Source organism: Candidatus Eisenbacteria bacterium, assembly GCA_035577985.1.
Lineage (GTDB): Bacteria > Desulfobacterota > Binatia > DP-6 > DP-6 > DATJZY01.
The window spans coordinates 47,530-67,259 of sequence record DATJZY010000147.1 but is presented as its reverse complement, the minus strand read 5'-3'; the positions used below and the strand labels follow the sequence as shown (position 1 = coordinate 67,259).

Annotated in this window: 21 protein-coding genes and 1 pseudogene; 13 read left to right on the top strand and 9 right to left on the bottom strand. The window is 71.5% G+C overall.

All coding sequences use genetic code 11. The features are described from left to right. Positions 1–4: 4 nt before the first annotated feature. Positions 5–1,762, bottom strand: a complete 1,758-nt coding sequence (locus tag VMS22_21415; GenBank protein ID HXJ36604.1) for an AI-2E family transporter — start codon at positions 1,760–1,762, stop codon at positions 5–7. Further along, positions 1,762–2,148, bottom strand: coding sequence for a hypothetical protein (locus VMS22_21410; GenBank protein ID HXJ36603.1), 387 nt, complete (start codon positions 2,146–2,148; stop codon positions 1,762–1,764). The genes VMS22_21415 and VMS22_21410 overlap by 1 nt, the downstream gene beginning before the upstream one ends. Before the next feature lie 203 nt (positions 2,149–2,351). Here VMS22_21410 and VMS22_21405 point away from each other — a divergent pair, with 203 nt between their 5' ends. The 5 genes from VMS22_21405 (at position 2,352) to VMS22_21385 (ending at position 7,068) form a co-directional block, all read left to right on the top strand. Then, on the top strand, positions 2,352–4,580 hold the full coding sequence (locus tag VMS22_21405; GenBank protein ID HXJ36602.1) for a CHASE3 domain-containing protein: 2,229 nt from the start codon (positions 2,352–2,354) through the stop codon (positions 4,578–4,580). Next, complete coding sequence (locus VMS22_21400) at positions 4,577–4,939, top strand: response regulator (protein ID HXJ36601.1); 363 nt, start codon at positions 4,577–4,579, stop codon at positions 4,937–4,939. Before VMS22_21405 ends, VMS22_21400 begins: the two co-directional genes overlap by 4 nt. Before the next feature lie 148 nt (positions 4,940–5,087). Next, positions 5,088–5,303 carry a CsbD family protein gene (locus tag VMS22_21395; GenBank protein ID HXJ36600.1) on the top strand — a complete coding sequence of 72 codons (216 nt, stop codon included), beginning with the start codon at positions 5,088–5,090 and terminating at the stop codon, positions 5,301–5,303. A 117-nt stretch (positions 5,304–5,420) separates the two neighbouring features. After that, positions 5,421–6,764, top strand: a complete 1,344-nt coding sequence (locus VMS22_21390) for a hybrid sensor histidine kinase/response regulator (protein ID HXJ36599.1) — start codon at positions 5,421–5,423, stop codon at positions 6,762–6,764. A gap of 124 nt (positions 6,765–6,888) precedes the next feature. Continuing rightward, entirely contained in the window at positions 6,889–7,068 is a 180-nt protein-coding gene (locus VMS22_21385) for a DUF1328 domain-containing protein (protein HXJ36598.1), read from the top strand. A 105-nt stretch (positions 7,069–7,173) separates the two neighbouring features. Here VMS22_21385 and VMS22_21380 read toward each other — a convergent pair whose 3' ends face one another. Both VMS22_21380 and VMS22_21375 read right to left on the bottom strand, forming a co-directional pair. Further along, positions 7,174–8,535 carry a sigma-54 dependent transcriptional regulator gene (locus tag VMS22_21380; protein ID HXJ36597.1) on the bottom strand — a complete coding sequence of 454 codons (1,362 nt, stop codon included), beginning with the start codon at positions 8,533–8,535 and terminating at the stop codon, positions 7,174–7,176. Positions 8,536–8,538: 3 nt separating this feature from the next. Next, entirely contained in the window at positions 8,539–8,994 is a 456-nt protein-coding gene (locus VMS22_21375) for a hypothetical protein (GenBank protein ID HXJ36596.1), read from the bottom strand. Positions 8,995–9,257: 263 nt separating this feature from the next. Between VMS22_21375 and VMS22_21370 the strand changes: the two genes are divergently transcribed. From VMS22_21370 to VMS22_21350, 5 genes and pseudogenes are all read left to right on the top strand, one after another. Beyond that, positions 9,258–9,662: a hypothetical protein gene (locus VMS22_21370; protein HXJ36595.1), complete on the top strand. Its 405-nt coding sequence runs from the start codon at positions 9,258–9,260 to the stop codon at positions 9,660–9,662. Between the two features lie 158 nt (positions 9,663–9,820). Beyond that, a complete protein-coding gene (locus VMS22_21365) occupies positions 9,821–10,864 on the top strand; it encodes a BON domain-containing protein (protein HXJ36594.1) in 1,044 nt (347 codons plus the stop codon). A gap of 9 nt (positions 10,865–10,873) precedes the next feature. Next, positions 10,874–11,290 carry a hypothetical protein gene (locus tag VMS22_21360; protein ID HXJ36593.1) on the top strand — a complete coding sequence of 139 codons (417 nt, stop codon included), beginning with the start codon at positions 10,874–10,876 and terminating at the stop codon, positions 11,288–11,290. A 16-nt stretch (positions 11,291–11,306) separates the two neighbouring features. Continuing rightward, entirely contained in the window at positions 11,307–11,969 is a 663-nt protein-coding gene (locus tag VMS22_21355; GenBank protein HXJ36592.1) for a Fe-Mn family superoxide dismutase, read from the top strand. Continuing rightward, positions 11,956–12,129 (top strand): annotated as a pseudogene (locus VMS22_21350) (plasmid stabilization protein). Before VMS22_21355 ends, VMS22_21350 begins: the two are co-directional and overlap by 14 nt. A 48-nt stretch (positions 12,130–12,177) precedes the next feature. Here VMS22_21350 and VMS22_21345 read toward each other — a convergent pair. Genes VMS22_21345 through VMS22_21330 form a run of 4 tightly spaced genes read right to left on the bottom strand, consistent with a single transcriptional unit; the run spans position 12,178 to position 16,755 of the window. Continuing rightward, entirely contained in the window at positions 12,178–13,923 is a 1,746-nt protein-coding gene (locus VMS22_21345) for a hypothetical protein (protein HXJ36591.1), read from the bottom strand. Positions 13,924–13,937: 14 nt separating this feature from the next. Then, entirely contained in the window at positions 13,938–14,768 is an 831-nt protein-coding gene (locus VMS22_21340) for a 2-oxo acid dehydrogenase subunit E2 (protein ID HXJ36590.1), read from the bottom strand. Next, positions 14,768–16,306: a GMC family oxidoreductase gene (locus VMS22_21335; protein HXJ36589.1), complete on the bottom strand. Its 1,539-nt coding sequence runs from the start codon at positions 16,304–16,306 to the stop codon at positions 14,768–14,770. Before VMS22_21335 ends, VMS22_21340 begins: the two co-directional genes overlap by 1 nt. After that, on the bottom strand, positions 16,303–16,755 hold the full coding sequence (locus tag VMS22_21330; GenBank protein ID HXJ36588.1) for a hypothetical protein: 453 nt from the start codon (positions 16,753–16,755) through the stop codon (positions 16,303–16,305). The genes VMS22_21335 and VMS22_21330 overlap by 4 nt, the downstream gene beginning before the upstream one ends. Positions 16,756–16,860: 105 nt before the next feature. Between VMS22_21330 and VMS22_21325 the strand changes: the two genes are divergently transcribed. The 3 genes from VMS22_21325 to VMS22_21315 are packed head-to-tail and all read left to right on the top strand — an operon-like array spanning position 16,861 to position 18,338. Further along, entirely contained in the window at positions 16,861–17,460 is a 600-nt protein-coding gene (locus tag VMS22_21325) for a hypothetical protein (protein ID HXJ36587.1), read from the top strand. An 8-nt stretch (positions 17,461–17,468) separates the two neighbouring features. Beyond that, positions 17,469–17,639 carry a hypothetical protein gene (locus tag VMS22_21320; GenBank protein ID HXJ36586.1) on the top strand — a complete coding sequence of 57 codons (171 nt, stop codon included), beginning with the start codon at positions 17,469–17,471 and terminating at the stop codon, positions 17,637–17,639. A 33-nt stretch (positions 17,640–17,672) separates the two neighbouring features. After that, entirely contained in the window at positions 17,673–18,338 is a 666-nt protein-coding gene (locus tag VMS22_21315) for a TIGR04283 family arsenosugar biosynthesis glycosyltransferase (GenBank protein HXJ36585.1), read from the top strand. A gap of 33 nt (positions 18,339–18,371) precedes the next feature. Here the strand turns inward: VMS22_21315 and VMS22_21310 are convergent, their stop codons facing one another. Beyond that, complete coding sequence (locus tag VMS22_21310) at positions 18,372–19,730, bottom strand: aspartate aminotransferase family protein (protein HXJ36584.1); 1,359 nt, start codon at positions 19,728–19,730, stop codon at positions 18,372–18,374.

Below are 19,730 nucleotides of genomic sequence, written 5' to 3'. Positions count from 1 at the left end.
TTCGTCAAGACGCCGAGGCGACCGGCATGGGCGCGTTCCCCAGGTCGTCGAGATGGCGCCGTGCGTCCACGAGCTCCATCGTCGCGTCGGCGCCCTCGATCGCCTGGGCGTGCCCGGGACGAACGACGACGATCGGAAGCGCCGGTCGCATCGCCCGTATCCGCTTGCAGAGGTGGCGCGCGTGGGCGAGGCCGCCGGGCGGCAGCGCGACGACGCAGACGGCGACGACATCGGGCGCGCTCGCCGCCGACACCACCTCCGAGACGAGGCTCGACGTCGAGAGCTGCTGCAGGCGGTGGCCGTCGAGCAGGCGCGCGAGCATCTCGGCCGCGACCTCGTCGGTCTGGTCGCGCGCCGGAACCGCGACGATCGTCCGCGCGTACGCGGGCGCGGCGATCTCGCCGGCGTCCCGCTCCGCGAGCCGGTCGATCATCCGCGCCGTGGCCCGCAGGACGCTTTCGTGGTCGGCGTCGGTGATCCGGTCGGCGGCGCGGTCGTCCGCCGAGCGCACGATCGCGGGCAGGAGCACCGTCCCGAAGACCTCCGCGAGCGTCGACTCGGCCGCCGCCTGCTCCACGATGTCGTTCGCCTCGTCCTCGTCGCCCGCGAGCAGGCGCTGGTAGACCGTGACCTCGGGCTCGAGCACGGCGTCGTCGCCGAGCACGACCGACAGGAACTCGAGCTGCGTGACGTGCTTGCCGACCACGGCGAGGCAGAGCGTGATCGGTGTCGAGAGGAGGAGCCCGATCGGTCCCCACAGCAACGCCCAGAAGAACGCCGCGACGAGCAGCGCCAGCGACGAGACGCCGGTGTGGGTCCCGACCAGCACCGGCTCGACGACGTTCGCGGTGAGCGCGTCCATCGCGACGAAGAGGCCGGCGGTCGCGAGGACATGTCCCCAGCCGTCGAACAGCACGGCGGCGATCGCGATCGGCATCGCCATCGCGAGCAGCGCTCCGACGTACGGCGCGAAACGCAGGAGGGCGGCGACGACACCCCACAGGACGGCATACGGTACGCCGATCCCGTAGAGGCCGCACGCGATCACGAGACCGAAGGCCGCGTTGATCGCCGACTGCGTGAGGAGGTAGCGGCTGATCCGCTGCCCCGCTTCGTCCAGGGTGCGGGTCGTGAGCGTCACGCGCCCCGTGCCCACGAGGCGGATGACGCGGTTGCGGAGGTCCTCGCGCTGGGCGAGCAGGAACGCGACGAGGACGATCACGAATCCGGCCTCGACGAGCGGCGCCGCGACCGGCGCGAGGATCGTCTGCAGCCGCTCGACGTCGGTGGGCGGGGCGGGGACGATCGCGACCGATTGAACGGTCGACCGGCCGCCCGGCGTGCGCGCCGTGCCGTCCTGCTCGTCGAGCTCCCGCGTGGCCCGCTCGACCGTCTTCTGGATGCTCGCGATGGCACCGTGACGGCTAAGGCGCAGCGTCGCGAGCTTGTCCTTGATGGAGTCGGAGTACTCCGGCATGTGCGCCGCCAGCTCCCGGAACTGCGCCGTCAAGACGTACGTGAGCCCCGCGACGAGCGTCAGCGAGCAGGCGAGCACCAGCGCGATGGCGATCGCACGCGGGACCCGCAGGCGCTCGATGGCGCGCACGGGCGGGATCAGGACGAAGGCGAGGAATACCGCGACCGCGACCGGCACGAGAAACGCCTGTCCGCGCGAGAGCATCGCGACGACGAGGCCGATCGCGAAGAGGCGCTGGAGCGGGCCCGCGCCGCCCATCGCCGCGAGCCAGGTCGGCGACGGCATCAGCGCCGCCCGCGCTCGTGGGTCGAGAAGACGTCCTCGGCGCCGCCGCGGCCGAGGAGCTCCTCGGCGCGCGCGACCTCGTCCGCGCTCTCGGTACGTATGGAGAGGAGGATGCCTCCGGCTCGTACCTTTCGCTCGTACCGGCTGGCGAGACTCCGGCGGACACCGAGACCGACGAGCTGCCGGGCGATGCCGCCCGCGCCGGCGCCGGACGCGAGCCGCCCGATGCCGGCCAGCCATGCCCGCAGCGTACCCCCCTCGGCCCGCCCGGCACGGGCTTGCTCCGGAAACACGACGGCGATGCCGTCGCGCGAAAACCCGCAGTCACCCGCAGCCGCCACCAGACCGGCGGCGTGCGGCTCCGAGCGGGCGATCCCCAGTACCATGCGGGCCGACAAGAGCACGACGCGTGCCGGCCCGGTGCGGCCGAACCAGCGCGGGCCGCGTCGTCCCGGAGTGTAAAATGTAGACGACAGTCCGCATGCCGAGCGTCCCGCCCGGCCGGTGTGAGCCTTTCGACGGCACGGAAGTGCGAACCGCGCGTGAATTCGGATTGACGGTCTCCGAGACCGGGGCTAGTCGACGCACCGTGCCCACGGCAGGCGCTTCGATCCCGGACCGCTTCTGGCGCAGGAGCGCGCTGGCGGGACTGGGCGGCGCGGCGCTGCTCCTGACGCTGGTCGCGGTCGCCTCGCTGTGGGAGCTGTCGACCGGGCTCGAGGCCGGAGACTCGTCGCGGCGCTCGCTCGACGTGCTGCGCCAGGCGAACGTGGTGCGCCAGCGGCTGACCGAGGCCGAGACGGGCCAGCGCGGCTACATCCTCACCGGCGACGCCGAGTATCGCGCCCCGTACGACCGTGCGGCCGGGCAGTTGAACACCGAGATCGAGAAGCTGCGTCGCCTGACGGCCGACGACACCGAGCAGCAGCGACGCATCGACGCTCTGGGGCCGCTCGCGACGACCAAGCTGAGCGAGCTCCGCAAGACGGTGGAGCTGCGGGCCGCAGGCGACACCGACGCGGCGATGCAGATGGTCCGCACGGACGTCGGCAAGGACGCGATGGATCGCATCCGTGCCTTGCTCGACGAGATCGCGAGCGAGGAGCGGGGCCTGCTGCAACGTCGGCTCGACGCGCGCGCCCAGCACACCCAGCGGACGACGATGCTCATCGTGCTGGGCAACGGTCTCGCGCTGCTCGTGTTCGCCGCCTCCGCATACGTGCTGACGGGGCTCCTCGTCCGGGCGCTCACGGCCGAAGCGCGCCGGCGCGAGAGCGAGGCGCGGCTGTACGTCACGCTGCAGAGCATCGGCGACGCCGTGATCGCGACGGATCGTGGCGGCCGGATCGTCTTCATGAACACGGTCGCGCAACGGCTGACCGGCTGGTCCGACACCGCGGCCACCGGCAAGCCGCTCGCCGACGTGTTCCGGATCGTCAACGAGCGCACGAAGGAAACGGTCGAGAGCCCGGTCGACCGCGTGATCCGCGAGGGCACGATCGTCGGGCTCGCGAACCATACGCTGCTGCTCGCGCGCGACGGACGCGAGATCCCGATCGACGACAGCGGCGCGCCCATTCGCGACGGGGACGGCGAGCTCATGGGCATCGTGCTCGTGTTCCGGGACGTGACCGAGCGCAATCGGGCGGAGGAGGCACGGCGCCAGGCGATGTGGGCCGAGGCGGCGCGCGAGCAGGCGGAGCGGGCCAACGAGGCGAAGGACGCGTTCCTCGCCATGCTGTCGCACGAGCTCCGCTCGCCGCTGTCGGCGATGCTCGCATGGACGCGCGTCCTCGAGCAGAGCCCCGACGACGTCGCGCGGCGCACGCGCGCCCTCGCGGTGCTCGATCGCAACATCCGCGCGCAGACGAACCTCATCAACGACCTGCTGGACGTGTCACGCATCGTGTCGGGCAAGTTCGAGGTGCGCCTGGCTCCGATCGACCTCGTCGAGGAGCTGCGCACGTGTCTCGACGCCCTGCAGCCGGCCGCCGCCGCGAAGCGCATCGCGCTCACGCGCGTCGTGCCGGCGGCGCCGCTGGTGGTGAACGGCGACGCGCAGCGCCTGACGCAGGTCATGCGCAACCTGGTCGACAACGCCATCAAGTTCACGCCCGAGGGCGGACGCATCGAGGTTCGCCTCGAGCAGGAGGCCGACGCCGCCACCCTCACGGTCGCGGACTCGGGGGAGGGGTTCGCGCCCGAGCTGGCCTCGGTCATCTTCGAACGCTTCGCGCAGCGGTCCGACCCGCAGCGACGTGCCAGCGGTCTCGGCCTGGGGCTGGCGATCGTGCGGCACATCGTGCTCCAGCACGGCGGGACGGTGGCGGCGCGAAGCCCAGGACGCGGGCGCGGAGCCACGTTCGTCGTGCGCATCCCCTCCGCCCCGGCGTCGAGCCTGCCGGCCGCGATCGCGTTCCCCGACGAGCGGGCGGTCGACCTCCGCGGCGTGCGCGTGCTGGTCGTCGAGGACGACGCCGACTGGCGCGAGGCCGTGGCGCTGCGCCTCGAGCAGAGCGGCGCCGAGGTCACGCTCGCCACCTCGGTTCCCGAGGCGCTCGTGTGCTTCGAGCGGGCACGGCCGCAGGTCCTGGTCAGCGACATCGGCCTGCCCCACCACGACGGCTACGAGCTCATCCAGGAGATCCGCAGCCGGGGCGGACACGCCCCCCGCACCGTCGCGATGACCGGCTTTGCCGATGCCACCACGTCCGACCGCTGCCGGCGGCTCGGCTTCGACGTCTTCCTGGCCAAGCCGTTCGAGCCCGGCCGCCTGGTCGTGACGATCGGCTACCTGCTCGGAGGTGGAATCCCATGAGCCTCACCGTCGTCGTCGTCGAGGATCACGTCGAGGCCGCGCAGGGCCTGGGCGAGCTGATCGAGATGTGGGGCCACCGTGCCCACGTCGCCTACGACGGGGAGTCGGGCCTGGAGCTGGTCCAGGCGGTGCGGCCCGACGTCGCCCTCGTCGACATCGGGCTCCCCGTGATGGACGGCGACGCCCTCGCCGCGAAGATCCGCGACCTGGAGATCGGACGGGGGATGTATCTCGTCGCCCTGACCGGCTACCGCGACGCCGAGGCGGTCTCCGCCCACTTCGATCGCCGCCTGGAGAAGCCGGTTCCGCTCGAAGTCCTGGAGCACCTTCTCGCCGAGCGCGCCGCGCCGGAACGCTGAATCCGGCTCGGTAGTCTACATTTTACACCCTGCGTCGGGGCGTCGCCGACGAGGGACGGACCCGGATCCTGGCATGTGTCCTGCACCTCGGGATCCACGTGGGGCGCACCGGCAACGCCGGCGCGCGACTCGTTCGCAAGGAGGTCGCATGAACAAGGACACCCTCGAGGGCAAGTGGACCCAATTGAAGGGCCACATCCGCAAGCAGTGGGGAAAGCTGACCAACGACGACGTCGATCAGGTGCAGGGCAATGCCGAGATCCTCGCCGGAAAGCTGCAGGAGCGCTACGGCCGCACCAAGGAGCAGGCTCAGGAGGAAGTGAAGCGCTTCTTCGAGCGTCACAACCAGCCGCCGGCTGCGTGAGGCGGACGCAGCGCGCTCCGGCCGTGGGTGCCGACGCCAGAGCAGCCACGTCGGGACGAGAGTTCCGACGCCGTAGACGATCCCGGACCCAGCCTCGGCGGGGTCCGGGATCTCGTCATGGGCCTGCCAGCGGCGATCGCCCTGGCGGCGGCGACGATCGTGCTGATCGCCGGCGGGACGGGCGGTGGCTGGCGCGTCGCAGCAGAGATCGTGCTCTGGGCGCTCGCCGCCGCCGCGGTCGCCGAAGGCTGGGTCGCACGCCGGCGCGACGTTCGCGCGCAGCGGGGGGAGCCCACCGGGCGGCGCGACGCGTCCCCGCCGACTTCCGGACCCCAGCGCGACGCCCGCTTCCTCGCCGCGGTGGCCCACGAGCTGCGGACGCCCGCCAACGCGATCAGGCTGCAAGTCGAGCTGCTCCGGCGCAGTGCGCGCGATCCGGACCGGCTCGGCCATCTGCCCGCGCTCGCGGCGCAGGTCGACCAGAGCGTCGCGCTATTGCTGGACCTGGTGGGCGACGCGATGGACCTCCTGCGCCTGGACGCCGGCGGCGTGGATCTCCGGGAGACCGACGTGGATCTCGACGCCGTGCTCGCGAGCGAGAGCGACCGGCTCGCGGGCTTTGCGGCGTCACGCAACCTGCGGCTCCGGCATGCGCCCGCGCCGGAGCCGATCTGGCTCGGTGCCGACCGCCCGAAGCTGGAACGCATCGTGCGCCACATGCTCGAGAGCGGCCTGGCGCGCGCGGGTGCCGGCGAGGTGCGCGTCGGGGCGCGCACCTCCCACGACGGCGGCGTGCAAATCGAGGTCGTGGACACCGGCGGTGGCCTCGCCCCCGAAGCCGTGCGGTACCTCTTCGACGAGACCGTCCAGCTCGGGTCTCCAGAGCACGGACGGCGCGGGACGAGCGCCCTCGGCCTCGTCGTCTGCAAGCGCCTGGTCGATCTCTTCGGGGGACGAATCGAGGTCGAGAGCGCGATCGGGCGAGGAACCCGCATGGTCGTGCTCCTGCCGGCGAGGATGGCGAGGTCCACGTCGTTCGGCGAGCCGCGGCATCCCGACGCCGACGCGCCGGCGCTCGCCGGGGTGCGCATCCTGCTCGCCGACGACCACGATCCGACCCGCGCCGCGTTCCGCCAGCTCCTGCGCAGCGAGGGAGCGGTCGTGACCGAAGCGCGCGACGGGATCGAGGCATTGGCGGCGCTCGAGGCGGGCCAGCCGCAGGTGATGCTGCTCGATCTCGCGATGCCGCGACTCGACGGTGTGGGCGTCCTGCGGCGCCTTCGCCGTGTGCGCCCGCCGACGCTCGTGTCGATCGTCGTCGTATCGGGCGATCGGCGGGCGCAGGACCCGGGCGACCTCCGGGCGCTCGGCGCCGACGCCGTCATCTCGAAGCCGATCGATCCATCACGGCTGCTCGGCCTTCTTCGCGACGTGACGAGCAGCCGGCCGCGCGCGCGTTGATCGAGCACGGCTTACACCGCGAGCGGAAGCTCTTACAACGCGCGAGCGGTGTCGCAGCCCGCCCACGGTCGACGTGGTCGTGGCACGCACGTTGCTCTTGGGAATCCGCAATGGAGGTGCCGACATGTTGAGCTGGGCCGTGACGTTCTTCGTGATCGCACTCATCGCCGCGGCGCTCGGCTTCGGTGGTATCGCGGGTATGTCGGCCGACATCGGCTGGCTGTTCGCCGTGCTGGGTGTCGCCGTGCTCGCCATCGGCCTGCTCAGCCGCGCGCTGAGCTCAGGCGGAAAGGCACTCCCGTAGCGACACGCACGGGAGCCCACAGCGTGGCGTCACCCGACGCCGCGCACCCATCCCCCGTTGCGGCCCGGAGCGATCCGGGCCGCAACCCCCTTTTCCGGCCCGGAGTCAGTCGCGCTTGTAGAGGTTCAGCCGGTTGTAGAGGGTCTTGAGGCTGATCCCGAGGGTTTCCGCCGTCTTCTTCTTGTCGCCGGCGTACTGCTCGAGGGTCGCGAGAATCAGCTGTCGCTCGACCTCGCCCAGCGACACGCCCACCTTCACCGCCGCCATGGGGCCGCCCTCCGGCGCCGCCGGCGCCAGCGCGAGCGTCGCGGCCCCGAGCTCGTCGGGGAAGCACGCGACGTCGATGTCCTGGTTCGCCAGGATGAACGCCCGCTGCACGACGTTCTTCAGCTCGCGCACGTTGCCGGGCCATTCGTGACGTTCCAGCCGATCCATGGCGGCCTGCGTGAAGCGCTTGCGGATGCCCTCGGCCTCGTTGAGCGACTCGAGCACGCTCGTCGCGAGGCGCGCGACGTCGCCGGGCCGATCGCGCAGGGGCGGCAGCTCGATCGGGAACACGTTCAGGCGATAGTACAGGTCCTCGCGCAGCTTGCCCTCGGTGACGGCCTGCGCGGGGTTGCGGTTGGTCGCCGCGATGATGCGGACGTCGACCGCGACGGGTTCGTCGCCACCAATCCGCATCACCGTGCCGGTCTCGAGCACGCGCAGGAGCTTCACCTGCAGCTCGACCGGCATCTCGGTCACCTCGTCGAGGAAGAGCGTCCCGCCCGACGCGCGCTCGAAGTGACCGCGATGGCGCTGCGCAGCGCCCGTGAAGCTGCCGCGCTCGTGCCCGAACAGCTCGCTCTCGATCAGGTTCGGGGACACGGCGCCGCAGTTGATCGCCAGGAAGGGGCCGCGCTTACGGCGGCTCAAGTCGCGGACGGTCTCGGCGACGAGCTCCTTGCCGGTTCCGCTGTCGCCGACGACGAAGACCGAGGCCTCGGTCGGCGACACCTTGGCGATGAGGTCGTACACCTTCTGCATGGGCGGGGATGCGCCGATCAGGCGCCCGAAGCGTCCGAGCTTCCGCAGCTCGCTGCGCAGACTGCCGATTTCACCCTTGAACTCCAGGGTGCGCGCGACGTTCGCCAGCGTGGTCTTGAGGCGCGCGAGATCGATGGGCTTGGTCAGGTAGTCGGTGATGCCCATGCGGAGCGCCTCGATCGCCGAGTCGATGGTCGCGTTACCGGTGATGAGCACCATCTCGGCGCTGCACGGGGGCTCGACGTCCTTCAGCACGTCGAGGCCGCGCCCGTCGGGGAGCACGAGGTCGGTCAGGATGACGTCCGGTGGATGGCTCGTGAGCGCGGCGCGCGCCGTCGCCAGCGTTTCGGCGGTGCTGGTCGTGAAGCCCTCGCGTTCGACCAGCTCGGCCAGACCGCGCAGGTGATCGACGTCGTCGTCGACGATGAGCGCGTGTGGCATCGACTACGAGCTCCCTCGACGGGGGATCGTCAGCGCGGGGGCGGCATCCATCGTGACCGCGACGGCGTCGCCGCGTGCGGCGACGCGCACGGACAGCTCGGCGCCTTCGGCTGCGCGTTCGAGCGCCGGCAGCAAGAGATCGAGGAGCTGCTGGCGCAGGCGCTCCCGGGGGGCCGTCACTTCGACCGGGACCGAGGTTCCCGTGAGGTCCAAGCGCACGCGACGCTCGATCGCGAGCGGGCGCAAGGCGGCGATGGTTTCGTGGACCAGCGCAGCCACGTCGACCGGCTCGGCCGGCGCGCCGGGCGTCGCAACCAGTGCGAGGAACGCTTGCGTCGCGGCGAGCAGGCGCTCGCGCTCGCGCTCGAGCACGTCCAGATGGCGCGCGAGCTGGTCACGCAGCGCGCCATCCGGCACGGTGCCGAGCGCCGAACGCGTCAGCTCGAGATGGATGGCCATCGTACTGCACGCGCCACGTACCTCGTGCGCCGTCGGTCGCGCCAGGCGCACCAGGTCGAGGAATCGTGCAGCGCCGAAACCGTCGTCGGGCATGGCCACGGGCACTGCCGTGGTTCTGACGAGCTTCCACGGGCCGGTCAACGAGGCACGGCCGGTTGTAGAAAGCGGACCTGGGGACCCCTCGTGGCAACGCCCGGCGGCCCGATCCAGATGGCACGGGGCCTGCACTTCTCGCCCCAGCAAACACGGAGAAGGAGGGCGTCATGAAGCGATCGTACGTCGAGCCCGAGGATCGGTACTTCGACCTGCGCAACGTGGAACCCATCACGGTGCTCCCCGAACAGCTCTACGATCGGAGCGCGGCGACGACCGGCGAGCAGCGCCTGCTGATCGCCATTCTCGACGACGCGATCCGCGTGTACCGGCGCATCGACTGCCCCGGTCTCACGATGCACGAGCGTTGCGAGATCCGGGCCGCCGCGGCGTGGCTCAACGCCGACGATCCCACCTGGCCGTTCTCGTTCGTGAACGTGTGCCACGCGCTGTCGCTCGACCCCGTGGCGATTCGCGAGGCCGTTCGTCGCCAGCGCCGGCGCGCCGCCGTCCACCCCATCGTCCGCATGCGCGAGCGCGGCGCGACGCCGCTTCGGCTCGCCGTCAGGGGCTGACCCCTCGGGCGCGTTGCCCGCGCTGTAATCACTACAACGCATGTAAGGCCGCGCCCGTGATCGTTGCGAGATCACGGGCCCGCCGCGTTGGCCCGGAATCTGCACACTGCACCATCAGGCTACCACCGGGCGTAGCCGGACCCGAGAGGAGGAACGACATGAGGTTCGTAACGACTGTGCTTCGCAGCGTCGCGCTCGCCGTCGCGCTCGGCGGCGCCGCGTTCGCCATGGAGAAACCCGACGCGTGGATCACCACCAAGGCCAAGATCGCGCTGCTGACCGCCGAGGGCGTCCACGGGACCGCCGTCGACGTCGACACCGTCGACGGGCGGGTGACGCTGCACGGAAAGGTGCGAAGCGAGGCCGAGAAAGCCCGCGCGGTCGAGGTCGTCCGCACGATCGAAGGTGTCCGGAACGTCCGCGATCTGCTCGTGGTGGTGAGCAAGGAAGGCGAGGATGCCGTCACCGAGTCGGACGACGCCGTCAAGGAGCGCGTGACCACGGCCTTGAAGAGCGACCCGGGACTCGCCGACAGCAGCGTCGCCGTCCAGTCGGTGAACGCGGGCGTGGTGCTCCTGTCGGGAAAGGCGGCGACCCTCTCGGCGCATTTGCGCGCGATCGAGGTCGCAGCCGAGGTCCCGGGCGTGCGCCGCGTCGCGAGCGAGATCCAGAGCCCGAATACGCTCGCGGACGCCGAGATCTTCGAAGACCGGCCGAGCGCGGTCGCGGCCGCCGGTGACACCATCACCGACGCGTGGCTCACGTCGGCCACGAAGCTGCGCCTCATCGCCGACTCGCGCACGCCGAGCCTCGACATCAACGTCGATACCAGCAAGGGCGTGGTGACGCTGTTCGGCATCGTCCCGTCGCAGGACGCGAAGCGGGCGGCGGAAGAGGACGCACGCGCGGTCTCGGGCGTCGCCGGCGTGCAGAACGAGCTGCAAGTCGTCCCCGCCGAGCACCAGCCCGCCGTCGATTCGCGTGACGACGACGTCGAGGAGGCCGTGAAGCGCGCCATCGACGCGCGCGAGGATCTGCGGCGCCTCGGGATCGACGTCGAGGTGAAGAACGGGGTGGTGCGCCTCAGCGGAACCGTGCCGGGCCAGGGAGAGCGGCTCGCGGCGGCCGTCACCGCCCGTGGCGCCGCAGGCGTCCGCGCCGTGCACGACGACCTGGAAGTGAAGGGCACCGCGGCGAACTAGGAGACCACCATGAAGAAGGAACAGAAGACCCGTTTGGTGGAGGTCGATCGCATCGCGGAGCGGGCGCACGAGGTCGTCGACGGGGCGCACGAGCAGGTGAAGAACGTCGCCGCCGGCGCGACCGAGCTGGCCGATCAGGCCGGCGATCGTCTCGGCGACGCCGTGGCGTCGGTCGGCCGGGTGCTTCGGTCGGTTGCGAAGGGGCTGCGCGAGCCGCCGGACGCGCGCGCGCTCCTCGTCGCCCCGCGCCAGCGGATCGCCAACCGGCTCGAGAAGGCGGCGACGTACCTCGAACGTCGGAGCGTGTCCGACGACGATCGGCGGGCGACCGTCCGCGACGGATTCGTCGCGCTGCTGCTCGTGACGGCCTCGTCCGCCGGCTATTTCGTCGGGAGGAGCCTCATCTCGCGGGTCCTGCGGCGCTGACGGTCGTGCGGCCATGATGAGCCATCGCTACGTCGCGAAGACGTTCGACTTGAGCGGCCTCCACGGCATCTCGGACCGCACCCTCGAGATGCACCTGCGGCTCTACGAGGGCTACGTGCACGAGACCAATCGGCTGAACGAGCGCATCCGTGAGCTCCTGCGCGACGGGAAGGTGGACCAGGAGGAGATGCCCGAGTACTCCGAGCTGACCCGCCGCCTCGGCTTCGAGCACAACGGCATGGTCCTGCACGAGCTCTACTTCGAGAACCTCACCCGGGGCGGTAGCCCCGACCCACCGCGCGCCTCCGCCTTCGCGCGCGCGGCGGCGGCGAGCTTCGGAAGCTACGAGGTGTGGAAGGCCGACTTCGTCAGCGTGGGGAAGATTCGCGGTGTGGGGTGGGCCATCTGCTCGGTCGATCCCGCGACCGGTGGGTTGGCGAACAACTGGATCACGTTGCACGATGTCGGCAACGTGGCCGGCGTCGTGCCGCTGCTCGTGATGGACGTCTGGGAGCACGCGTTCGTGCTCGACTACAAGCCGAAGGAACGTCCCAAGTACGTCGAGGCGTTCCTGGCGAACGTGTGGTGGCAGACGGTCGAGCAGCGTCTGGTCGGGAGCGCCGATCGCACCGGCCGCCGGCGCCGCAGAAGCCCGGAGGAATGTGATGCCGCGCGGTGACAAGTCGAGCTACACGGACAAGCAGAAGCGTCAGGCGCGGCACATCGAGGAGGGCTACGAGCGTCGCGGGCTCGGCCGCAAGACGGCGGCGCGCCGGGCGTGGGCGACGGTCAACGCGCGCTCGGGCGGGGGCAAGAAGAGCGGCTCGGGCCGCGGCAAGCCGCGCAAGCGCGCCCGTCCAAGGCGCCGGCGCGGCCGCTGATCCGGGCTACGCGGCGGGCGGGTCGACCCGCGGCGCCGTTCCAGGCGGCGGCGTCACCTCGAACAGGACGTCGCCATGGTCACGCGCGACCGGGCGGAGCCAAGCGTTCTGTCCCATCGCCAGCGGGAGCCACGCGCGGGCGCGCTCGCGCATGCTCGCCGTGTGGACGACTACGAGCGCGAGTCCCGTCTCTCGCCACAGCGCCTCGATCGCGTCCGGCTCGGGCAGTCGCTGCACGATCCGCATGCGCTCGAGGAACCCGTGCGGCCAGTAGCTGGCGTAGCCGTTCAAGAGCGGCCGCCAGTGGAAGATCGAGCGATACATGGCGAGGGCGTGCGCGGTCGGGTCGGCGCCTCCGAACTTGTCCACGGGCACCTCGAGCAGCGGTCCGTCGCGCCCGCGGATGGCGGCGATGATGGGCGAGTCGGGCGCCGGGCTCGGCCTGACGGGAAAAGCGGCCGGCAGCTCCCACTGATCCGCCGGCGACCAGGGTCGCTGCTGAAGATCGACGTACAGGTTCCAGCACACGAGCAGGGCGAGCACGATCGACGCGGCGGCCGCGCTCCGGGACGGGAGCCATTCGCGCAGCCGCCGCGTGAGCTCGAAGAAGCCGAGGCCGGCGAGAAGGCACAACCCGACGAGACCACCGCTCCCGAGACGCGCCGGGACCCGGATCACGCGCAGCGCGGGAATGAAGTGATAGAGCGGGTTCGTGAGCTCGTGGCCCCACCAGGTGGCGTTGTAGGGAAGGGCGAGACAGGTTCCCACCACCGCGAACGTGAGCGCGCATGCCCACGCGCGTGCGCGACGGGCGTCGGCGTCGCGAGGACGACACGCGCGGCTGGCGGCGCCGGCGGCGACGAGGACGAACGCGACGATGGGAACCGCGACGGCGACGAGCCGGCCGAAGAGCGCCTTCGAGATCGGTCCCACGGCGGTGAGCGGCCTCCACATGGACTGCCTGGCGAGGTCGGGATTTTCCCACTTGACCCACATGAGGCCCGTGTACGCCGGCGCCAGAAGAACGAGGGCGACCACCAGCGCGCCGAACAGGCGTGCCCCCTCGCGTCTGGTCGTCGGGCGGACGAGCCGCGCCGCGGCGAGGACGCCCAGCGGGCCGAAGACGGCCGGCGCGACGTAGACGAGGTCGGTCGACGACTGCAGCGCGACGAGCACCGCGAGGACGAGCATCCCGCGAGTGTCCGACTGCTCGCGTGCGGCGAGCCCCACGATGAAGGGGAAGTAGACCAGGGTCGCGTACTGCGGCGCCGCCGGGAGCCACTCCCACAGCACCCAGCGGGTGCAGACGAACGTCGCTCCCGCGATGGCGCCCGCCAGATACGAGCCCGTCCATCGGACGACCACCAGGTGGAGCGCGGCGGCGGCCAGCACCACGCCGAAGAGGAAGACGACGTTCATGGCGAGCGTCGGGTTGCCGGTCGTGAGGAAGACGGGAGCGAAGTACGGCAGCGATCCGTAGGATGCGGCGGCGTACAGGAGCGCGTGTTTCGCCGGGTAGTAGATGTTCGCGTCGAGGAACGTCGACGGCGCCGTCGTGAGCGCGTGCGACTCCCACGCGAGCGCCCAGATCGCGTGTTGCTGGTCGCTCTGACCGCCGAGCGCCGTGGCCGCGAGGTGCGTCGACAGGACGGACGCGAGCGGCCACGTGATCCACCCGACGGCGAGGGCGTACGCGCCGAGCGTCGCGATGGCCGCCAGGGCTGCGCGCCAGCGCTTCACGGGGCTCGTCACGCTGCTGCGATCGCCTACCGGAGCGTCGCCGGCTCCGCCAGGCAGGCCGCCAGGCGCTCGAGCGCGCGCGCCGCGTAGAACCCGTCCTCGACGCGCTCGTCGTACGTGTAGCGCAGCGTGAAGATCTCGCGGCTGCCGACCGACCCGTTCTCGAACACGACCGGGGCGCGGTGGAATCGGCCCATGGTCGCGAAGATCGGGATCGTCCCGTACTCGTAGAGGTGGTGGAATGCGGCGTCGAGGCCGACCGATCCCAGGTTGGCGACGAACGCCGAGGCGTAGAGCGGATCGCCCTCGAGGAGCGACGCCGGATAGACGTTCCAGCCGTCGAGCAGGCGCTGCAGGCGGACCGCGACGCGGAGCACCGGTCCGGGGAGCCGCAGGAACGTCTTGATCTCTCGATCGGTCGCCGTCTCCTTGCCGGAGCGGCCCTCGCCGAGCGCGCCGAGCACGCGATCGACGAACGCTTCGAGCGGCTCGCCGGCCTTGTGCTCCACCTTCGCCGTGAAGAGCGGGGCGTCCTTCTCCAGCCGCTGCTTCGCGCTGAAGGCGAGCCAGACGCCGCGTCGCTCGTAGAGGCGCGACCCGGAGATGTAGCGGTTCAGGCGAGGGAACTCGGTCATCGCGATGCCGACGGCGCGCAGCACGCAGTGGAACATCGTGACGTGGCGGCCCTCGGTCCGCCCGCGGTTCACGTCGGCGAGAAAGGCCGCGAGCGGCCCGGTCGCGATCTCCTGCTCGAAGAGCACGAAGGCGCCGTTCTTGGACGGCATGATGAAGGGCATGATGCGGCGAACCGGATGGACGTTGGGCACGGGCGTGCCGTCGAAGCGGTTGCGCGCCATCAGTGGGAAGCCTCGATCCAGCGTTCGCAGTTGCGCAGTGTCATCGCGATGATGGTCTCCTGGGGATTCACGCCGATGGAAGAGGGCAGCACGCTCGCGTCGGCGACCACGAGGCCCTTCGCGTCGAAGACGGCGCCCGTGGCATCGGTCGCGCCGCGCGAGGAATCCTTCGCCATACGCGCCGTGCCCATGATGTGCACGGTCATGAGCTCGATGGTGTCGCGGGTGCGTGGCCGGGCCGCGATCCGTGCGAGGTCGCCGGGCCCGTCCAAGGTCGGCAGGTCCGCGAAGGGTGTGAAGACCTGCCGCGCGCCGGCGGCGAAGAGCAGCTGGGCGGTCAGCATGACCCCGCGGTGCAGGCGCTCGATGTCGGCGTCGCCGAGCGTCTGCACCATGTACGGCTCGCGGTCCGGGCCCATGACGATGCGGCCTTCGGTCTCGTCCTCGACCAGCGTCGCGGCCGTCAGCATGTGATTGTAGAGCGCCATCCTCTCCGCGTTCTCCGGGCCGAGTCCCGGCATCGCGGCGGCGAGGAGGCCGGGTGGAATCGCCGCGTAGCCGATGAGGATGCCCTCGTCGAGGAAGTGGTGGATGTGGAACGCCTGGTGCGCCCCGATCCACGGGTCGATGCGCTCGGCGAAGACGCCGACGCACTTCGCGTTCGGATGGGTGTGGAGCCCGCGACCGACCGGACGGGCGCGCACGCGGCTGCGCCGCAGGATGCCGGGCGTGTGACGCGCCCCCGCTGCGAGCACGACCAGCTTCGCGCGCACGGTGAAGCGCCCGCGCCGCCGGCCCGCGTCGTCGACGAGCCGGCCGGTGACGCCGGCCGCACGCGAGCCCTTCCAGAGAACCTTCATGACGCGCGCGTGCGTCAGCAGCGCTGCGCCCGCGTGCAGCGCGCGCGGCACCTCGGTCACGTGCATGCCTTGCTTGGCGCCGGTCGGGCAGCCGAGCGCGCAGTTGTTGAGCCCGACGCAGCGACGCATGTTGCGCGGCGCGCGCGCCACGGGCCAGCCGAGCGCCGCGGCGCCGCGCAGGAAGAGGTGCGTGTTCTTGCCGTAGGTGTCCTCGTGGTTCGACTCGACGTGGAGGATGCGCTCCGCCTCGTCGAAGAAGCGCTCCATCTCGCGCGGCCCCGTCGCGTCGAGGCCGAGGTCCGCCTCCCAGTGGGTGAGCACGCGCTCCGGCGTGCGCCACGACATGCCGCCGTTGATCACCGTCGATCCGCCGACGCAGCGCCCTTCGGCGAAGATGATGGGCGGGCGGCCGAGGATCATGGCCGTACCGGCATCGCGGTACAGGCGGCGGATCATCGTCGAGGGATCGGTTTCGAACGAATCGACGCGATGGAGGCCGCCTTCCTCGAGCATCAGCACGTCGCGACCGGCGGCGCGCAGCCGCGCCGCCGCGGTGGCGCCTCCTGCGCCCGTGCCGACGACGACCGCGTCGGCGTCGAAGGTTCGATCGCCGTCCAGAGACGAGCCGTCGGTGACGTTCGGGTAGGTGATCGCGTATTCGGGCGGCAGGCGCGTCACCGCCCGCTGCCCTCGAGGAGCGCCGCGCGACGTCGCGTGAGGGTCGCGGCGCGACCGCCCCAGTCGACCTCGAGCGCGCCGAGGACCTGCGGGTGCTGGTAGAAGTTCAGGAGAACGAGCGTGCGGAGGCCGAGCACGAGGGCCGCGAATGGGCCACCCATCGCCTGCAGGCGCTCGAGGTACGCGCGCCCGTCGTCGGCGGACAGGCGCGTGAAGCGGGCGAAGCGACGCATTACGACGGGCGGGCCCAGCTCGAGTAGGCGCAGACCCACCGGGAATGCGAATCGCATCGGCGCCGGCAGGAACGGGAAGAAGGTCACGATCGCGCGCAGCACGTCGTCGTCGATCGGCTGGTCGAAGCCGTGCCCGCGCGGCCGGATGGCGGCGACGGCGGCGCGGAGGATCCGCACCGTGCCCGCCGAGAGCGGGCGTGCTGCGTCGCCTGGCATCGATCCGGTGTAGGGAAGCACCGGGTGGGATGCAACGCCGGGCCGCCTCCGTGGGCCGCGGGACATGGTTGCACGACGGCGCGACGCTTGCCAAAAACCTCCTCGATGGCGACCCCCGAGGCGACGCTGAAGGAGCTGCTCGCGTCCGATCGCCCGGATGCAGCGGCGGTGCGATCGTTCCTCGACGGCCTCGATCATCAGAACCGGATGGGGGCGTTGACCTCGCTCCAGGGCACGACGTGGCAAGCGAAGCTCTACGACATGGCCAAGGGTGCGCCGGCCGTGTCGCTCGACGACCTCGTGCCGCCGAGCCTGCCGCCGCTGCGCGAGGTCATCTGGCACGGCAAGAACTCGCTGCCAATGTTCACGCTGTTCCAGAAGCGCTTCTGCCGGCCCTCCGGTGCGGGGGGGCAGGGGGAGCTGTGGGGCTACAACCACCAGGCGCTCGCGTGGGTCACCGGCCCCGGCTACTTCGTCTGCCACCAGGATGGTCCCGTGCCGGCGGCGATCGACTATCGCGTCGTGCCGCCCGAGGCGCCGCCCGGCTGGCCCGCCGTGAAGCGCAACGATCAGGGCATGTCGCGCTTCGTCTACGGCGGCATGGTCGACTACCTGCGTCGCGTGTCGACGCATGTGCTGATCGGTCGCGCGCACCGGGGCGGCAAGGAGCTGCCGAACTACTTCCTGCTCTGCCGGGAGTCCTGAGGGACGCGATGCCGAAGCCGGCTCAGGTCGAGAAGGAGTGCTGCGCGCGTACGCGCGCGCGCTGGGAGAAGCGGATCCGCATGCACTACAGCTCGTTCCCGGTGATCAAGGACGTGCCGTGCGACCGCTGCCGGCAGATCCTCGAGATCCGGGTCTTCGACGACCAAGAGTCCGCCTGAGCCCCGGTTGCTCGACTGAACGTCTCGGTCGTGATGCCGGTGCTCGACGAGGAGGCGCGGATCGCCGCGCGCCTCGCGGAGCTCGTCGCGTCGCGCTTCCACGAGCTGATCGTCGTCGACGGCGGCAGCCGCGACCGGACGGTCGAGCTCGCACGCGCGCATGCCGGCGTGCGCGTCCTCGTGACCGCGCGCGGTCGTGGCCAGCAGATGAACGCCGGCGCGCGCGAGGCGACGGGCGAGGTGCTGCTGTTCGTCCACGCCGACGCGCAGCTCCCCGCCGACGCCGGCGCGTGGATCGAGCGCACGCTCGCGGTCCCCGACGTCGTGGCGGGCGCCTTCCGGCTCCACACCGTGGCCGACGTCGGCCGCAACTGGCTCGGCCCGTTCCTGCGCATCGCCGACATCCGCTCGCACGTGACGCGCGTGCCGTACGGCGACCAGGCGCTCTTCGTCCGCCGTGCGGCGTTCGAGGCCGTGGGCGGCTTCCCGGATGTGCCCCTGATGGAGGACATCGAGCTGGCGCAGCGCCTGCGCGGCGTCGGACGCCTCGTCGTGGTGCCGGCCTACGTCCGCGTCTCGGGCCGCCGCTTTCTCCAGCACCCCATCGCGGGGACGCTCGCGATGTGGACGTTCCCGACGCTGCACCGCCTCGGCGTGCCCCCGCGCCTCCTCGCACGACTGTACGGGAACCCGAGGTAGCTGCCGGCGACGAGAACGTACGTCGGCGCGACTCTACGGATTCTCGCCGGCCGCGACCTCGGCGATGGCCTCGCCGAGGACGCCGACGAGAGTATCGATCTCCGCCCGCGTCGTCGGGAGCGGGGGGCAGAGCATCACGCCCTCGGCGCCCGCGCGGCAGAGCAGGCCGCGACGGATCGCCGCCTCGCGGATCTTCCACGGCACGCGCAGGTCCGCGGCGAACGGACGGCGTGTCGGCTTGTCGGCGACGATCTCGACCGCCGCCATGAGGCCGATCGAGCGGATCTCACCGACGACGGGCGAGGCGGCGAGCGCGTCGAGCCTCATGCGGAAGTAGGGCGCCTTCGCGCGCACCGCGGCGACGAGCTTCTCGCGCTCGATGATGTCGAGATTCGCGAGGCCGGCTGCGCACGCGACCGGGTGGCCGGAGTACGTGAAGCCGTGGTGGAGCGCGAAGTCGGGGCCGGCGCCGACGAACTCCCGCCAGACGCGGTCGTGCAGCACGACGCCCCCGAGCGGCTGGTAGCCGCTGGTCACGCCCTTGGCGAAGACGAGCATGTCCGGCACCACGGCCGCGTGCTGGAAGCCGAACCACTTCCCCGTGCGGCCGAAGCCGGTGATCACCTCGTCGACGACGAGCAGGATGTCGTGCCGGTCGCAGATCGCACGCAGGCGCTCGAGCCACCCGACCGGCGGCACGATCACGCCACCCACGCCCTGGACGGGCTCGACGATGACGGCCCCGATCCGCGCCGCGCCCTCGCGCGCGACGACGCGCTCGAGCTCGTCGGCGCAGGCGAGGCCGCAGGCGGGATACGTCTTGCCGAGCTCGCAGCGATAGCAGTACGGCCGCGCGATCCGGTCGACCTCCGCCATCATCGGCTCGTAGTACCGGTGGAACGTCGACAGGCCGGTGAGGCTCGCCGCGCCCGTCGACGAGCCGTGGTAGGCGCTCGTCAGCGCGACGATGCGGATCTTGTCGGGCGTGCCGCGCAGGCGGGCGTAGGCGCGCACGTAGCGGATGACCGACTCGTTCGACTCGGATCCGCCCGACGTGAAGACGACGTGCCCCAGCTCCTTCGGCAGGAGCTTCGCGATGCGGGCGGCGAGACGGATCGCCGGCTCGGTCGCGAAACCGAGCAGCGTGGGTGCGTAGGCGAGCTGGCGCGCCTGCCTTGCCACGGCGCGCGCGATCTCGGCGCGCCCGTGGCCGACGGCGACGTTCCAGAGGCCGGAGAGCCCGTCGACGTAGCGTCGACCGGCGGCATCCCAGACGTAGATGCCACGCCCGCGCACCATGCGGATCGTGCCGTCGCGTTCGGCGACGGCCGGCGAGCCGAAGCCGTGGACCAGGTGCGCGCGGTCGAGCCGTCCGAGGGCGTCGCGCGCCAT

Coding starts and splice junctions, on each gene's coding strand:
- VMS22_21385 (HXJ36598.1), top strand. CDS start 6,889: ATGTTGAGCTGGGCCGTGACGTTCTTCGTGATCGCACTCATCGCCGCG.
- VMS22_21310 (HXJ36584.1), bottom strand. CDS start 19,730: ATGGCGCGCGACGCCCTCGGACGGCTCGACCGCGCGCACCTGGTCCAC.
- VMS22_21390 (HXJ36599.1), top strand. CDS start 5,421: ATGGGCCTGCCAGCGGCGATCGCCCTGGCGGCGGCGACGATCGTGCTG.
- VMS22_21370 (HXJ36595.1), top strand. CDS start 9,258: ATGAAGCGATCGTACGTCGAGCCCGAGGATCGGTACTTCGACCTGCGC.
- VMS22_21355 (HXJ36592.1), top strand. CDS start 11,307: ATGAGCCATCGCTACGTCGCGAAGACGTTCGACTTGAGCGGCCTCCAC.
- VMS22_21410 (HXJ36603.1), bottom strand. CDS start 2,148: ATGGTACTGGGGATCGCCCGCTCGGAGCCGCACGCCGCCGGTCTGGTG.
- VMS22_21375 (HXJ36596.1), bottom strand. CDS start 8,994: ATGGCCATCCATCTCGAGCTGACGCGTTCGGCGCTCGGCACCGTGCCG.
- VMS22_21360 (HXJ36593.1), top strand. CDS start 10,874: ATGAAGAAGGAACAGAAGACCCGTTTGGTGGAGGTCGATCGCATCGCG.
- VMS22_21330 (HXJ36588.1), bottom strand. CDS start 16,755: ATGCCAGGCGACGCAGCACGCCCGCTCTCGGCGGGCACGGTGCGGATC.
- VMS22_21380 (HXJ36597.1), bottom strand. CDS start 8,535: ATGCCACACGCGCTCATCGTCGACGACGACGTCGATCACCTGCGCGGT.
- VMS22_21325 (HXJ36587.1), top strand. CDS start 16,861: ATGGCGACCCCCGAGGCGACGCTGAAGGAGCTGCTCGCGTCCGATCGC.
- VMS22_21365 (HXJ36594.1), top strand. CDS start 9,821: ATGAGGTTCGTAACGACTGTGCTTCGCAGCGTCGCGCTCGCCGTCGCG.
- VMS22_21340 (HXJ36590.1), bottom strand. CDS start 14,768: ATGGCGCGCAACCGCTTCGACGGCACGCCCGTGCCCAACGTCCATCCG.
- VMS22_21400 (HXJ36601.1), top strand. CDS start 4,577: ATGAGCCTCACCGTCGTCGTCGTCGAGGATCACGTCGAGGCCGCGCAG.
- VMS22_21315 (HXJ36585.1), top strand. CDS start 17,673: ATGCCGGTGCTCGACGAGGAGGCGCGGATCGCCGCGCGCCTCGCGGAG.
- VMS22_21415 (HXJ36604.1), bottom strand. CDS start 1,762: ATGCCGTCGCCGACCTGGCTCGCGGCGATGGGCGGCGCGGGCCCGCTC.
- VMS22_21320 (HXJ36586.1), top strand. CDS start 17,469: ATGCCGAAGCCGGCTCAGGTCGAGAAGGAGTGCTGCGCGCGTACGCGC.
- VMS22_21395 (HXJ36600.1), top strand. CDS start 5,088: ATGAACAAGGACACCCTCGAGGGCAAGTGGACCCAATTGAAGGGCCAC.